Annotated in this window: 16 protein-coding genes; 6 read left to right on the top strand and 10 right to left on the bottom strand. The window is 29.2% G+C overall.

All coding sequences use genetic code 11. The features are described from left to right. Positions 1 to 23: 23 nt before the first annotated feature. The gene (locus DAD81_RS15440) at positions 24 to 527 is read right to left on the bottom strand and encodes an IS1096 element passenger TnpR family protein (protein WP_111709204.1); all 504 of its coding nucleotides are present in this window, start codon (positions 525 to 527) and stop codon (positions 24 to 26) included. A 75-nt stretch (positions 528 to 602) separates the two neighbouring features. Between DAD81_RS15440 and DAD81_RS15435 the strand changes: the two genes are divergently transcribed. The 6 genes from DAD81_RS15435 to ligA all read left to right on the top strand — a co-directional run bounded on the left by DAD81_RS15435 (position 603) and on the right by ligA (position 7343). Further along, positions 603 to 1022 (top strand): PaaI family thioesterase, encoded by a 420-nt coding sequence (locus DAD81_RS15435; RefSeq protein ID WP_111709203.1) that lies wholly within the window; start codon positions 603 to 605, stop codon positions 1020 to 1022. Positions 1023 to 1025: 3 nt separating this feature from the next. After that, entirely contained in the window at positions 1026 to 1886 is an 861-nt protein-coding gene (locus DAD81_RS15430; protein ID WP_111709202.1) for an alpha/beta fold hydrolase, read from the top strand. A 2-nt stretch (positions 1887 to 1888) separates the two neighbouring features. Further along, on the top strand, positions 1889 to 2953 hold the full coding sequence (locus tag DAD81_RS15425; RefSeq protein WP_111709201.1) for an isochorismate synthase: 1065 nt from the start codon (positions 1889 to 1891) through the stop codon (positions 2951 to 2953). A gap of 241 nt (positions 2954 to 3194) precedes the next feature. Continuing rightward, a complete protein-coding gene (gene menD, locus DAD81_RS15420; protein WP_111709200.1) occupies positions 3195 to 4859 on the top strand; it encodes a 2-succinyl-5-enolpyruvyl-6-hydroxy-3-cyclohexene-1-carboxylic-acid synthase in 1665 nt (554 codons plus the stop codon). A 5-nt stretch (positions 4860 to 4864) separates the two neighbouring features. Beyond that, entirely contained in the window at positions 4865 to 5281 is a 417-nt protein-coding gene (locus DAD81_RS15415) for a S1 RNA-binding domain-containing protein (protein ID WP_111709199.1), read from the top strand. Positions 5282 to 5333: 52 nt separating this feature from the next. Continuing rightward, positions 5334 to 7343 carry an NAD-dependent DNA ligase LigA gene (gene ligA / locus DAD81_RS15410; RefSeq protein WP_111709198.1) on the top strand — a complete coding sequence of 670 codons (2010 nt, stop codon included), beginning with the start codon at positions 5334 to 5336 and terminating at the stop codon, positions 7341 to 7343. 22 nt (positions 7344 to 7365) lie between these two features. Here the strand turns inward: ligA and DAD81_RS15405 are convergent, their stop codons facing one another. The 9 genes from DAD81_RS15405 to nrfD form a co-directional block, all read right to left on the bottom strand. Continuing rightward, complete coding sequence (locus DAD81_RS15405; protein ID WP_111709197.1) at positions 7366 to 8022, bottom strand: Crp/Fnr family transcriptional regulator; 657 nt, start codon at positions 8020 to 8022, stop codon at positions 7366 to 7368. A 99-nt stretch (positions 8023 to 8121) separates the two neighbouring features. After that, positions 8122 to 9168, bottom strand: a complete 1047-nt coding sequence (locus DAD81_RS15400) for a porin (RefSeq protein WP_111709196.1) — start codon at positions 9166 to 9168, stop codon at positions 8122 to 8124. 60 nt (positions 9169 to 9228) lie between these two features. Further along, on the bottom strand, positions 9229 to 10230 hold the full coding sequence (locus DAD81_RS15395) for a rhodanese-like domain-containing protein (protein WP_111709195.1): 1002 nt from the start codon (positions 10228 to 10230) through the stop codon (positions 9229 to 9231). Positions 10231 to 10273: 43 nt separating this feature from the next. Next, positions 10274 to 11260 carry a rhodanese-like domain-containing protein gene (locus DAD81_RS15390; RefSeq protein WP_111709194.1) on the bottom strand — a complete coding sequence of 329 codons (987 nt, stop codon included), beginning with the start codon at positions 11258 to 11260 and terminating at the stop codon, positions 10274 to 10276. A 299-nt stretch (positions 11261 to 11559) separates the two neighbouring features. Continuing rightward, the gene (locus DAD81_RS15385; protein ID WP_111709193.1) at positions 11560 to 12183 is read right to left on the bottom strand and encodes a rhodanese-like domain-containing protein; all 624 of its coding nucleotides are present in this window, start codon (positions 12181 to 12183) and stop codon (positions 11560 to 11562) included. Between the two features lie 105 nt (positions 12184 to 12288). Further along, on the bottom strand, positions 12289 to 12942 hold the full coding sequence (locus tag DAD81_RS15380; RefSeq protein WP_111709192.1) for a rhodanese-like domain-containing protein: 654 nt from the start codon (positions 12940 to 12942) through the stop codon (positions 12289 to 12291). Positions 12943 to 12958: 16 nt separating this feature from the next. Further along, a complete protein-coding gene (locus DAD81_RS15375; RefSeq protein ID WP_111709191.1) occupies positions 12959 to 13549 on the bottom strand; it encodes a DUF6691 family protein in 591 nt (196 codons plus the stop codon). Between the two features lie 20 nt (positions 13550 to 13569). Next, a complete protein-coding gene (locus DAD81_RS15370; protein ID WP_111709190.1) occupies positions 13570 to 14097 on the bottom strand; it encodes a YeeE/YedE thiosulfate transporter family protein in 528 nt (175 codons plus the stop codon). A 13-nt stretch (positions 14098 to 14110) separates the two neighbouring features. After that, a complete protein-coding gene (gene nrfD, locus DAD81_RS15365) occupies positions 14111 to 15052 on the bottom strand; it encodes an NrfD/PsrC family molybdoenzyme membrane anchor subunit (RefSeq protein ID WP_111709189.1) in 942 nt (313 codons plus the stop codon).

Raw genomic sequence — 15052 nt, 5'->3', positions numbered from 1 at the left:
AGCTTGTTTTCACAAGTTCTAAACTAATAATTATCTAAATCAAGATCGTCTAAGTTTTCAAAATTACTTTCATCATCAAAGGCGTCAAAATTATCTTCGTCTGTATTTTCTCCAATAAACTCTTTTTCAGGAGCTTCATCAGGAACATTTCCAATTGAAATTGCAATAAAAGGAAGTTCTTTTTCTGGATTTTCAATTATTTCTGAAAGTTCAATAAAAAAGGTCCACATTGAAAAGAAATCATAAACATAAATTAATTTGTCTCCAACTTTTCTAAGCACTGTAGAGGTAATACAAGTAGACATTGAAAAGGAATTAGCATCTTCAGACATGTCAAATAAAGGAATTTCTTCACCTTGCTCCCAATCTTCATCGGTTAAATAAAATGAAGCCATTTCTTGCCCCTTAAATCCAAATGATTTGGCAATTGTAAAATGTAATTCTTCTAAATTAATAGCCTCATTTACAATAATATCCCTAAATACATCCTGTTCAACATCTAATATTGCTCTTACTTTGTAGGCCATTTTACTTTTTAGTTTTAAAATGCAAAGGTAGTATTTATAGTTTTAATTCTTATTTTTACCAACTAACTTTTAATTATGGATTCAAAAGAGGCAATTTTAAATAAATTGAACAAAATGTGTGAAAACACATTAAACGAAACTTTAAACATAAAATATACAGATTGTGGAGAGGATTATCTAGTAGCCACAATGCCTGTAGATTCTAGAGTGCATCAGCCAGAAGGTATTTTAAATGGAGGGGCAACAATGGCTTTAGCTGAAAGTGTTGGAAGTCCAACTTCAATGCTAGCAATAGATTTAAGTAAATATAGTGCGAGAGGAATTGAGTTTTCGGCCAATCATTTAAGAAGTGTTAGAAAAGGAGTGGTTACGGCAACAGCAAAAATAATTCATAAAGGGAAAACCATTCATTTAGTTGAAATAATAGTAACCGATGATAGAGATAGAGTTATATCTATTTGTAAAATAACTAATTATATTTTAGCGAATAGATAATATATGAATAGCGTTGTAAAAAAGATATTTAAAATAATTGGAATTCTGATTTTAGTATTATTAGTAGGCTTTTTTATAGTGCTATATCGCTTTTCAACTCCAAAAAGTGATACATCAATTAAAAAAGAATTTTCGGAAAACAATACGGAAGTTTATATTAATAGATTAAAATTTAAAAATTTTAAATTTCGTGTTTTACAAACTCAAAAAAAAATTGATTCATTAAAACCAACAATCATTTTTGTTCACGGATCAATAGGTTCTTCTTTAGATTTTAAAAAATACATGTTTGATGTTGAGTTAAAATCAAAGGCAAACTTAATTTCATATGATAGAGTAGGTTATGGTGTAGATCAAACAGGTGAAGTACAAGAATCTATAAAATTTGAAACTGCTTTATTAGAAGATTTAATTTTACAATTGGGCGTTTTAAATCCTATTTTAGTAGGTTATTCTTATGGCGGTCCAATAGCGCTTGCTTCAAAAAAACAATATAAAAAAATAGTGTTATTAGCTCCTGCAGTTATTGCAAGGGTTGAACCAATGCCTTGGGCAATTAATTTTTATAAATGGAAAGCAACAAGATGGATTTTACCAAAAGCCTGGCAAGCAGCTTCAAAAGAAAAATTATCTCATAAAAAAGATTTATTAAATTATGATGATAAATGGAACGAAAATCAGACACCTATTATTTGCGTGCAAGGAAATGGAGATTGGATAGTGCCGTATGAAAATTCCACTATTTTAAAAGGAGAATTCCCTTCAAAACAGTTTAAATTAATAACACTTGAAAATGTTGGTCATGAATTGATTTGGAGTAATTTTGAAGATATTAAACAAGTTTTAAAACAACAATTAAATTAGAAATGTTGCATTTACAGTTAGAAAATTTTTTTAGCGAAATTGAACAATCTTTAACTGCAAAAGTTCCTTTTGTAGCTTTTAGAAAACCAAATGAAACGAAATTAACATTATACATTCAGCAGTCTAAAGAATTATTTCAGCTTAAAGATTATGATCAAAAAGGGTTTGTTTTTGCCCCATTTACTAATAAAGAAGTAAACGTAATTTTTCCTTTAGAAAAGTGTGATATAAAAGTTTCAAATTCTGAATTAAATCAAACAAAAGAAGGTGAAAATTTATTTAATGTTATTTCATCCTCAAAAAATGAAAGTGAATATATAGATTTAGTGAATACTACAATTAGTTTTTTACAAACTACTGAAGCTGAAAAAGTAGTAGTTTCAAGAAAAGAAACAATAGAGAAACAAAGTTTTGATGTTCTTAAAACCTATAAAAAAATACTTAACAATTATAAAAATGCCTTTGCCTATTGTTGGTTTCATCCATTAGTTGGTTTATGGATGGGAGCCTCACCTGAGCGGTTTTTAAATATTGAAAATAACGAGTTTAAAACTATTTCTTTAGCAGGTACTCAAGTTTACAAAAACACTACAAATGTAGTTTGGAAATCCAAAGAAAAAGAAGAACAACAATTTGTGACTAATTTTATTATTGATTCTATAAAAAATGTTTTTAAAGAAATAAAAGTTCAAGGTCCTTATACTGTACAAGCTGGAAGTTTATTGCATTTAAGAACTGATATTTTAGCGCCCGTAACATCAAATAATTTAATTGAAAAGTTAGTATTAAAATTACATCCTACACCAGCGGTTTGTGGATTGCCAAAGCAATTAGCTAAAGATTTTATTGTAGCTAACGAAGGGTATAATAGAAGTTATTATACAGGTTTTTTAGGCGAATTAAATATAAATAATTCTACTAATTTTTATGTGAATTTACGTTGTATGGAGGTTGAAAAATCTCAAATTTCAATTTATATTGGTGGTGGTATTACCAAAAGTAGTATTGCACAAAATGAATGGAATGAAACGGTGGATAAAGCTGAGGTTATGAAAAAAGTTTTATAACAAATTATAAGCTTATACTTAATGGTAAGAATATTTATTTGTTTTAGAATGGTAGTTGGAATAATTTCTAAAGATCTAATCGCATAACAGGTTCTAAAAAGCAGTTTTTTAGTTAACTTTTACTACAATTACGTTTTTTAATTAGTTGGTTTTATTTGGTTAAAATAACTAATTAAAAACCATTAAAAAACAAGGATAAGTTTATGTAACTTTGCAGTCATTAAAAATGAATATTTAAGTAATGTCTCAGTTTCCAAAAAATGAACTTGCTCAACTAACAATAGCTTCTTGTGTAGCTAATAATATTGAACATGTTGTAATTTCTCCAGGCTCAAGAAATGCTCCATTAACAATTGGTTTTAAAAACCATAATAGCATAAAAGCTTATAGTGTTGTTGATGAAAGATGCTCAGCTTTTTTTGCCTTAGGAATGGCGCAACAACTTCAAAAACCTGTTGCAATTGTGTGTACTTCTGGTTCTGCATTGTTAAATTATTATCCCGCAATTGCAGAAGCCTTTTATAGTAATATACCATTGGTGGTAATATCGGCAGATAGACCTAGACATTTAATAGATATTGGTGACGGACAAACAATAAGACAAGAAAATGTTTTTGAAAATCACATTTTAGAGTCTATTAGTTTAGATGATCGTTTAAATATTAATGGGAATATACAGGAAATGCTTTTTGAAACAATTAAAATAGCAATTCTAAAAAAAGGTCCTGTGCATATTAATATTCCTTTTGATGAACCGTTATATGAAACAACTAAAGATATATTAACTCTAGAAACTGTTGATAATAGCTTTGAAGAAGAACCTTTAGATGTTGACTATTTAGATAGTTTTGCTAAAATTTGGAATACTTCAGAAAAGAAAATTGTACTGGTTGGTGAACATTTTCCTAGTGAATTGTTGCAAATTCAACTAGAGCATTTAACAAAAGATCCTTCAGTTTTAGTATTAATTGAAAATACAGGAAATGTTTCTCATTCAAAATTTATTAATAGTATTGATAAGTTAATTTTCCCGTTAGAAGATGATTTATTAACCCAATTTCAACCAGATATTTTATTAAGTTTAGGAGGGTTAATAGTTTCAAAAAAAATAAAACAACATTTAAGAAAATACAAACCAAAACATCATTGGCATGTAGATGGCAAAAGAGCATTTGATACCTACCAATGTTTAAGTAAACATTTTAAGATATCGCCAGAACTATTTTTTAGTCAGTTTTTCTTTTTAACAAAGCCAAAGCAAAGTAATTTTAGCAGTTTTTGGTTGCAAAAGAAAGAACTAAGGTTAAAAAAGCATCATGAGTTTTTAAAAAACTGTGATTATTCAGATTTAAAAACAATAGATGTTGTTTTAAAATCAATACCAGATAATTCGCAAGTGCAAATTGCAAATAGTTCGGTTATCAGATATACTCAATTGTTTAATATAAATAAATCGCTTCGTATATTTTGCAATAGAGGAACCAGTGGAATAGATGGAAGTACAAGTACAGCCATAGGAGCTTCTGTAATTGTAAAAAGTAATACGGTATTTTTAACTGGTGATATTAGTTTCTTTTACGATAGTAATGCTCTTTGGAATAATTACATTCCAAAAACATTTAGAATTGTGTTGGTAAATAATAGTGGAGGTGGTATTTTTAGGTTTCTTCCTGGCCCTCAAAAAACTAATGCGTTAGATTATTTTGAAACACCACATAATTTAACTGCTCAACATTTGTGTAAAATGTATAATTTTGAGTATTTTTCTGTACAAAATGAAGAAGAATTAAAAAACGAGTTAAATGATTTTTATTCAACTTCAGAAAGACCTAAATTATTGGAGGTATTTACGCCTCAACAAGAAAACGATAAAATATTAAAAGCATATTTCAACAATTTAAAATAAATAGAATGGATTTAAAAGTAGGAGATAAAGTAGATTTAATAGTTGTAAGAAATTCAGCAATAGGATTTACAGTTTTAGTAAATGAAGAATTTGAAGGGATGCTTTATAAAAATGAGCTTTACCAAAAAATAGCAGAAGGAGAAAAATTAGTTGGTTTTGTAAAGAAAATTAGAGAAGATGAAAAGCTAGACGTTACTTTACAAGCTTTAGGTTTTAAACATACCATTGTAAAAAATGAAATTATTATTTTAAATGCTTTAAGAAATAATGATGGTGAAATTGCTTTACACGATAAAAGTGATCCGAATGATATAAAACATCAATTAGGTATGAGCAAAAAGGCTTTTAAAAACGCAATTGGAGGTTTATTTCGTCAAAAACTGATTACTATTTCTGAAGAAGGAATAAAATTAGGACAGTAAAATACACTTCGTTTTGTTGTTATTTTTAATAACGGAAAATCCACATTAATCAATGTCTATAGAACAGCAAATAATAAATTTAAGAGAAGAACTTCGTACGCATAATTACAATTATTATGTGTTAGATAATGCAACAATCTCTGATTATGATTTTGATTTAAAATTAAAAGATTTAGCTAAATTAGAAGCAGAAAATCCACAATTTTTTGATGCTAACTCTCCAACGCAAAGAGTTGGTGGTGAGATTACTAAAAATTTTAATACGGTAGTTCATAAAAATAGAATGTATTCATTAGCGAACTCCTATTCAAAAGAAGATTTATTGGATTGGGAAAAGCGCATTCAAAAAATTATTGGTTCAGAAGATATTACTTATACCTGTGAATTAAAGTATGATGGAGCTTCTATTAATTTAACCTACGAAAATGGCATGTTAAAAAATGCAGTTACACGTGGTGATGGTTTTGAAGGCGATGAGGTAACAGCAAATATTAGAACTATTAAGTCAATTCCGTTGGTTTTAAATGATGAATTTATTCCAAACTTTGAAATTAGAGGTGAAATAATTTTACCGTTTGAAGGTTTCAATAAAATGAATGAAGAGCGGATTGATATTGGTGAAGAGCCTTATAGAAACCCAAGAAATACAGCTAGTGGAAGTTTAAAATTACAAGATAGCTCGGAGGTTGCAAAGCGTCCGTTAGATTGTTTGTTGTATCAAGTAATAGCCAATGACAATCCGAAAAAAACACATTTTGAAACTTTAGAAACAGTTCGTAATTTAGGTTTTAAAGTACCTCAAACTATAGAAATTTGTTCATCAATAGACGAAATTTTTCAGTTTATTGAAAAATGGAATACAAGACGTTTTGATTTGCCTTATGAAACCGATGGAATTGTAGTTAAAGTAAATTCTTTACATTTTCAGGATGAATTGGGTTATACAGCAAAATCCCCCCGTTGGGCAATTGCCTATAAGTTTAAAGCAGAGCAGGAGAGTACCGTTTTAAATGAAATTACCTATCAAGTTGGTAGAACTGGTGCCATTACACCAGTAGCAAATTTAGAGCCTGTACAACTAGCTGGAACTACAGTTAAAAGAGCCTCGTTGCATAATGCTGATCAAATTGAAAAATTAGATATTAGAGTAGGAGATACTGTTTTTGTAGAAAAAGGAGGGGAGATTATTCCAAAAGTTGTGGGTGTTGATTTATCGAAAAGACCGATAAATTCCGAACCTACTATTTATGCAACCCATTGCCCAGATTGTAATACAGAGCTAATAAGAACAGAGGGAGATGCTAAGCATTATTGTCCTAATGAATATGGTTGTCCAACACAAATAACTAGTAGAATTCAGCATTTTATTAGCCGAAAAGCAATGAATATTGATGGTTTGGGAGCTGAGACAGTTGAATTGTTGTTTAAGGAAGGTTTGATTCAAAATTATGCAGATTTGTATGAATTAAAAATAGAACAAATAATTCCGCTTGAACGAATGGCAGAAAAATCTGCTAAAAATATGATAGAAGGAATTAAAAAGTCGATTGATATTCCTTTTGAAAAAGTGTTATTTGCCCTTGGAATTCGATTTGTAGGTGAAACTGTCGCAAAGAAATTAGCAAAGTATTTTAAAAGTATAGATTCATTGATGAATGCTTCACAAGAAGAATTAATTAAAGTAGATGAGATTGGAGATAGAATAGCGGAAAGCGTTGTTGAGTTTTCTCAAAATTTACTAAATATTCAATTAGTTGATCGCTTAAAATCTTATGGGGTTCAATTAGAAATTTCAGAAGAGGTATTAGAGAATCAATCTAACATTTTAGAAGGTAAAGCATTTGTGGTTTCAGGTGTTTTTACCATATTTAATAGAAATGATTTAAAAAAGTCTATTGAAGATAATGGAGGTAAAGTAGTAAGCTCAATTTCTAAGAAAACTAGTTTTGTTATTGCAGGTGAAAATATGGGACCAAGCAAACTTCAAAAAGCAGAAAGTTTAGGTATTCCAATAATTACAGAGGAAAAATATTTGGAATTAATAAACGGAGATTCCCATTAAAAATATAATAGAAATAGAGTAATTATTCCATATGATCTATAATTATTCTATTTCTTTTAATTCTTATTTTACCTTGTTTTTCTAAGATTTTTAATAAACGAGACACAACAACTCTTGACGTATTAATATCATCAGCAATTTCTTGATGAGTGATATGTATAATATTGTCATGTAGCACTTTAACTTTTTCAGTTAAGTATTTATGAAGTCTATCATCTAGTTTCATAAAGGCTAAACTATCAATAGAATCTACCATTTCAATCAATCTTAAATGATAGCTATCTATAATAAAATGTCTCCAAGTTTCATATTTTACCAGCCATTCATCAATCTTATCAACAGGAATAAAGATACCCTCAGTTTTTACCTCAGTAATACCTCTAAACATACTTTCTGTTTTGTTTATACAATTTATAAATGAAATAGCGCAGGTATCACCTTTTTCTAAAAAATATAAAGAAATCTCATCACCGTTTTTATCTTCACGAATAATTTTTACAGCCCCACTTATAATTAATGGAACATGTGTCATTTTATCTCCAATGTCTAGTAATAATTCATGACTTTCAATAGTTCTGAATATACCATTATCAATAATTTCATCTATTAGTTTAGGTTCAAAAATTGAAGTGAAATAATCATCTAATTTTTCTCTAAGTAAAACTTTATCATTAGTCATCTTTTTCTTTTTTATTTTAAATCAAATTTACAAAAAAAATAAGGATTAAAAACTCCTTATATTACAAAGGAGTTTTTAAGTTCATAGAATCTTATATTTTTAAAATTTAACTTGTAGTTGCATTAATAGAGCATCATTATCAATTGTTAATCCTGTTTCAATTTTATTTTGATAATTTACTTGTATTCTAGTGTTTTTACTTACAAAATAATTTACACCAATTGTCATCATTTCTTGATATCCTATTTTCTTAATACCTAAATCCTGATCGAAGTATTCATATTTAAAAACAGGTTGAATTTTTTCGTCTATATCATAAGTTACCATAACATAAGCTCCCGCTCTTTCATCTCCTAATTCTAAAGGAACAGATCCGCATCCTCCTTCAGCAGCGCGGTTGTAATCACCTTCATCATAAATGTATTCTCCCTGAACTTTTAAAGCGTTATAGGTAATTAAAACTTCTCCGCCATAAGTAGTTCTATCTTTATCTTTTGTATTTGGATGTCCATATCTAAAACTTCCTCCTAAAGTCATAAAATCAAATAATTTATAAGAAGCTCGTCCTATAATATCTTTTTTAGTGTTGTTATCTTTTAAACCTAACCCTGTTCCATTCATTAAAGCTATAGAATAACGGAATTTTGTTTTACTAGTACCACCTAACATCATTAAACCTAAATCTCTTTGAGGTGCAACAATTTGATCTGAAACTATTGCTCTATCAATTGTTGATAAAGAATGACAAGCTGTGCTAACCTCTAATCCAAATGGTTGTTTGAAAGATCCTAAAGAGAATTTAGTCCATTCATGTTTATCATATGTAACAAAGGCATCCATTAAATAAACATTTCCATCAGAAGCAATAAAATCGCTAGTTTCAATCATTGCATAGTAAGAAAAGGATCTGTTTATTCTTCCGCGAACACCAAATCGAGCTCTTTTAAATTTAAAAGTATTTTCACTGGGGTCTGTGAAGTGTGAATCATATTCTGGTTGAATATATCCAAAAAAAGTATTACTACTTGTTGATGGTACTCCAGTAGTTCCTGTTGGTGTAACATCATCTTCACACCCCTGTGCAAAAGTTGTGTTGAATTGTAACACAAAAATAAAAGCGAGTATAATAGTTATTTTTGTTCTCATAATTATAGATCTTTAAAAGCCTTAAAATTCTTTAATTTTTGGGCTAATTAATTTAAAATATTAGTTTGTTAAGGGTAAATTTTTTGGATTGCTGTCAACACCCCATTGGTTTGATTTCCAAGCTGTATTTGTATTAAACATACCATTCATTCCAAATGTTAAACTATAAGCATCATAACCAAGTACATTTAAACAAGCTGTTACTACAGCTGAAGTTTGCCCAGTATAGCAATATGTAACTATTTTTGCTCCTGGAGTTGGATCTATTCCTTTATAACTATTATCAGCTAATGTTAATGGAAGTATTCTATGAGCACCATCAATATGACCAAATGCACCGTAATCAGCTTCAGAGAAGTAATTGTTTATAAAATAATTGTTTGGGTTATTAAGAACATCTGTTCCTTTAACAGTTTTAAAACCAGTTTCAACAGCTGCTTCTATACGGTTTTTAAGAATTGTTAAACCATTTGTAGCTAAGGTAGTAATTACTGGGTCTCCAAAAACATTGTGAGAAGGAGTACTTCCATAAGTCCAATTTGCATGACCGTAAGCTTCTTGAGCATTAATTTTACTATTCCATGGACCGGCGTTATTTGGGTTCCACCCAGACATTCCCCATTTTAGAGCTTTAGTATGTGTATAACCATAAAGGCGTAATAGAGCTGTTGCATAACACGCGGTTTGTCCGGTATAACATACCATTAAAATTGGTTTAGAGGCAACTGCGGCTTCAGATAAAATAGTTTTGAAAGCAATGTTTTTAGCGCTTTCAATATGTCCAGCCTTAAAATCTTCAGAACTTCTAATATCAAGTATCGTATATTTTGCAATATATGCAGGAACATCAGTTGCAGTAGCTGGTGGCCCAACCACAAATTTTTCTCCATCAGCATTGGTTATTATTTTATTAATATCCATACCGTTGTTAATTAAATAATCTTTCATTAAAGTAAAAGCAGGTGTGCTATCAACTAAAGTGTCATCTCCTTTATCACAAGAAGTAAGAAGGAGTGTGGGAACAATAAAAAGAGCGATTAATAAATAAGATATTTTTTTCATGATTTGCTTGTTTTTGGATGTTAACCTTGTAATTATGTTGAGTTTATTCTACCACAGGAAAGTTTTTAATTTCATTTTTACTCCAACCATTCCAGTTTTTTTCAACCATTATTGAATTCATATAACTATTTGAACCATACGGCATGTTGTAAGCGTCATACCCAAGTATTTTTAAATAAGCTACTGCATACGCTGCATGTAAACCTGTATCACAGTTAATAACAATTTTTTTATCTGAAGGAAGCGTAAATAAGTTAGTTTTAGAACTTAAACATTTGTTAGGTTCGTAATGAATTGCACCTTTTATATGGCCTGCACTATATACTTCGTTACGAGTGTAATTAACAATAAAATAATCTTGAGGATTTTCAATTGCAATTGCAGATTTCACTAAAGATTCTTTGTAAGGCTTTGTGAAGGCTTCTTTAATACGAGTTTTTAAAATTTCTTGAGCATCCATTTTACCAGTAGATAATATTGGAGTTACTCCTTTTTCAGGTTTTGCATTTGTAGTTTTTTCTAATTGGTCAGAAAACTCATCTTTAGCATTTTTAACCCAACTGTTTGTTGCAAATTCTTGGTCCCAAGAACTCATTCCCCATTTTAAGCTATACACATTATTAAATCCATAAAAACGGAGTAAACTTGTATAATATGCTGCGGATTGGCCTGAATAGCAAGCAATAGTTATTTTATCATAAGATGCGGCATTAATTTTATTATCTAAGTATGTTAATAATTCTTCTGCTTTAAGGTTTTGAGATTTTTTAATATGACCATAATCAAACCAGTCAGCACTTCTAATATCTAATACTAGATATTTTTCATTTTTTAAATTTTCTTTAATTTCTTGAGCATCAACTAAAGCAGGTGAAACTGTATTTATAAAATTTCCATTATTTTCTAAATATTGAACTAAAAGTTCAAATTCAGAAAGAGGTAGGTCGGGTTGTTTTTCAGAATTTTTGAAGCTGCTAAATATAGATGTAACTGCAAAAAATAGCACAAAATAAAATGTTGATTTTTTCATAAGATGTTGTTTTAAATTGTTTTACTTGTCTTATGTAAATATAGTTACGAAAACGTTTTCGCTCTATGATTTTTATCATATAAAACCTTATATATATTCATTCTCTTTTGGAACTAAAGTTACATAAGGAGTTAGCAATAAATAATCTATAGGTTGTTGTTTTGAGTAGGGGATAACAAATTGGTTAATTAGACCGAAGTTTTTTATACTTGGATAAAAACAAAAAAAAGATAAAAAAAATGGTACTTATTTGATATAAAAAAAAGAGTGGTTATACATAACCACTCTTTTTTTTTTAACTAACAACCTCCTTCGGTAGGCATTTTCTTTTTCTTCTTTATAGGAATAACTTTTTTGGGTATAACCTTTATAGGTTTGGGTTTTATCTGAACATCACTTAATTCATTTACTTTTTTAATAGAAGCTTTTATAAACTGATTTATGTTTTCTCCTTTTTTTTCAATTTCAACAGGAGTTGTAATTAACTTATCTTGATTTAATGAATTATTTACTGCTAATATTTTAACATTACTATATCCTAATTGGTGTAAAATCATTGAAGCGCTTATTGCCTCGGAAGGTTCATTACCGTATAAAACTATGGATTTATTATCTTCTTTAAGTTTTTTAAAAAATATGGAGTTAGCATCATCTAAAATATCTGAAGAATGAATGTTTATAGCATTTTCTATATGACCTTTTTCATATTCATATTGATTTCTAATGTCTATTAAAATAGCAGTTTTAGGATTGTAATTATTTAACTGAATAGGAGGGTTTTCAACTATTTGTTTTAAAGCTTGTTTCGTATTAATTGCATATAAATGTTTCGGTTTTTTATAAGCAAGTAAAGCAATTATTACAAGTAAAATAGTAATTACAGCAGCTATTGATATATTTTTTGTTTTTTCAAGTTCTTTCATGTGTCTACATTTTTATTTTAATAGGTAACACAGGGTGGCGCTATTAGTAATTCCCTGATGTATGAAAATTGTACATACTTGTTTTATTATAAATTAGCGTTAAAATTAACAACCTCCTTCAGTTGGTATTTTCTTCTTTTTCTTTATAGGAATAACAAGTTTTGGAGTTGTTTTAGTTTTTTTAGGAACCGCTATTTTTAGTTGATCTTCGTACATTACACCAAAATACATACTTGCTGCTTTTCTGAATGAATACAATTCAAATGCTGTTTTTGGCATGTTTTCAGTTGGTTCTTTTGGGTTAATTATAGTACTAAACCATTCGTTTATTCCTCCTTTTAATACGTGTAAATTTTTGTAGCCTAATCTGTTACATAAAATCCAAGCTTGATTTGCTTTAAAGCTGTCATTAGAAAATAAAATAACATCGTATGCTGTTTGGTTTAAATAAGCATCAAAATTTTCATCTAATAATTTATTTAAAGGAATATTTACGGAATTTGGTAACGTATTTTCATTAAAACTACTTTCATCTCTTACATCTATTAATAAAATTGTAGGATCTCTGCTAATGTATCTATCGGCTAATTCATCAGTAGAAATATAACGTTCTGGACTAATGGCATTACTTAATAATAATTCAGGAGAAATTCCTTCATGTTTTTCAAATTTTGGTATTAAAACCAAACCTCCCGCAAGTATTATAAGAATTGCTGAAAGAAAAAGGTATCTTGGAGCTATTAATTTTTTTGTTTTCATAATTCAATAGGTTGTATTAATAAAAAACTTTTTTAACTTTTTTTCTTATCATATCAGTAAAGAAGAAGGCTAGTAAAGCCACAATAGTTAAGCAGAAAATAAATATATATGGATTTACTCCAAAGTAGTCAACTACTGTAATATTTCCTAAATAAGATCCTTCATATAAAGGTTGGAAAAGTGTATAGAATTCAGAAAAAATGAAAACTCCAATCATTATTCCAACTATGTATACCATTGCATCAATTTTGCCTATTGCTACAGATGTTATTGCCGTTCCGGGACAAAATCCTGCAGCTACAAATCCAACTCCCATAACTGCTCCTCCAATTATTGCTCCCCATAAATAAGTAGGTTGAACATATAATTCTCCTACACTAATATACCCAAGGTAATCCATATAGTATAAGCCAATTGAGGCTACAACAGCTGCTGTAAAAAAGACTTTAAGCACTGCAAAATCATAACCGTAGAATACTCCAGCAAGTTTTCTTGACGAAGAAAATCCTGAAGATTCTAAAACAAACCCGAAGGCAATACCAATTAAAATGGCTAAAATGTTATTCCATTCATAAGGAATTACACCGTTTGGAATTAAAGGTCCCATAAATATTATTTTTTAATTAATTAAATCCAGTTTTTTCTAAAGAAATAAGCTGCTAAATAACCAGTACCAAAAATGGTAATAGTAATTAGAAAACCACCTACAGATAATACAGACATACCACTTAAAGCAGCACCGCTTGTACAACCTCTACCAATTTGGGCACCAATCCCAAATAGCATTCCGCCACCTAATGCAAAGTACAATCTTCTTCTTTTTGTAATTTTAGGTGAATGTTGAACTCTCCAGCCTATTCTTCCAGATAATCCACCTGAAATCATTCCTCCAATTAACATTCCAATAACTTCAAATATTAACCAGGTATTTAATGGCGATTTATCTTCACTTATAAATTTGCTGTAATACGCATTGTTTTCAGCATGTGATGGCGCAACTTGTTCAACCACTGCAACAACACTACTTTTCATGGCGCCACTAGCACCAAGACCTCTTCCTGTTGTATAGAAGGTGAAAAGGACAATTAAACCTAATAGAAAACCTCCAAAATATGGGTTCCAATAAATATGTCTATTTTTTTCTGTAACTTTCATAGTTATATGTTTTTTAATAAAGATAACGTGTAATTTGACCAGCTTCAACCATAACAAAACGGAAGATTAAACCTCCTAATAATATTAATAGGGCAGGAACTGCTACGGGAATTTTAAAACCTCTTAACTCTAAAAATTCTAAAATTGCAGGAACTATTAAACCTAGAATTACAACAAATCCAAAAAACATCATTGTAAATTCTCCGCCTATTAATAATTGCATAGCTTCTAATTGTACTTGAGAACCTGCGTACATTCCCATCATCATATGTACAATTAATCCTAATTCTAAAATTACCAAGCCTAAATCTATTTTACTAAATAAATGACGTTCTTTTGTTGATTTTGATAATAATATAATTGTTGCAGCTCCGGTAGATAATCCCGAGATTAAAAACAACGGGCCTAAAATAGCATTGTTCCATAGTGGCCTTGCATTGAATGCTGATAGTAAAATACCAGTGTAAACACCTAAAACAACAGATAATGGTAATAAAATATAAGCCATTAAGAGTCTGTTTTTTTGAAGAAATGATTCAAATTTCTTTAAAAATTTAAAATTCAATTTAAATTTAGGGAACAATTCAGAATAATAACTTAATACCCATAAAAAAGATACAGGAGTTATAATTAAAAGTACCCAAGCTCCCCAGCTCATTGGAGATTCTATTCTTACAGTAGTATATAATCTCCAGAAATATATTTTATGAGTTAAATCGTAAAATAAAGCCAATAATCCTAAGGTTAAAGCTATTGGAGATACTATGGATGCAAATTTAACTGCAGCAGGATATTCTTTATCCTTTTTTAATATTGTAATTAAAGCTGCAAAAAATAATAGTCCAGCAGCTAAACCTCCTAAAAATAAATAGACTGAAATAGGCCAATGCCAAATATCTAAAAAAGGATCTATATTGGGAATATTTCTTCCGCTTGTAATTAATTCTTCTTGCAT

Origin of the sequence: Lutibacter citreus, assembly GCF_003260195.1 — a bacterium.
GTDB classification, from domain to species: Bacteria; Bacteroidota; Bacteroidia; order Flavobacteriales; family Flavobacteriaceae; genus Lutibacter; species Lutibacter citreus.
The sequence above is the reverse complement of the archived record's forward strand: the minus strand, read 5'-3'. Positions and strand labels throughout refer to the sequence as shown.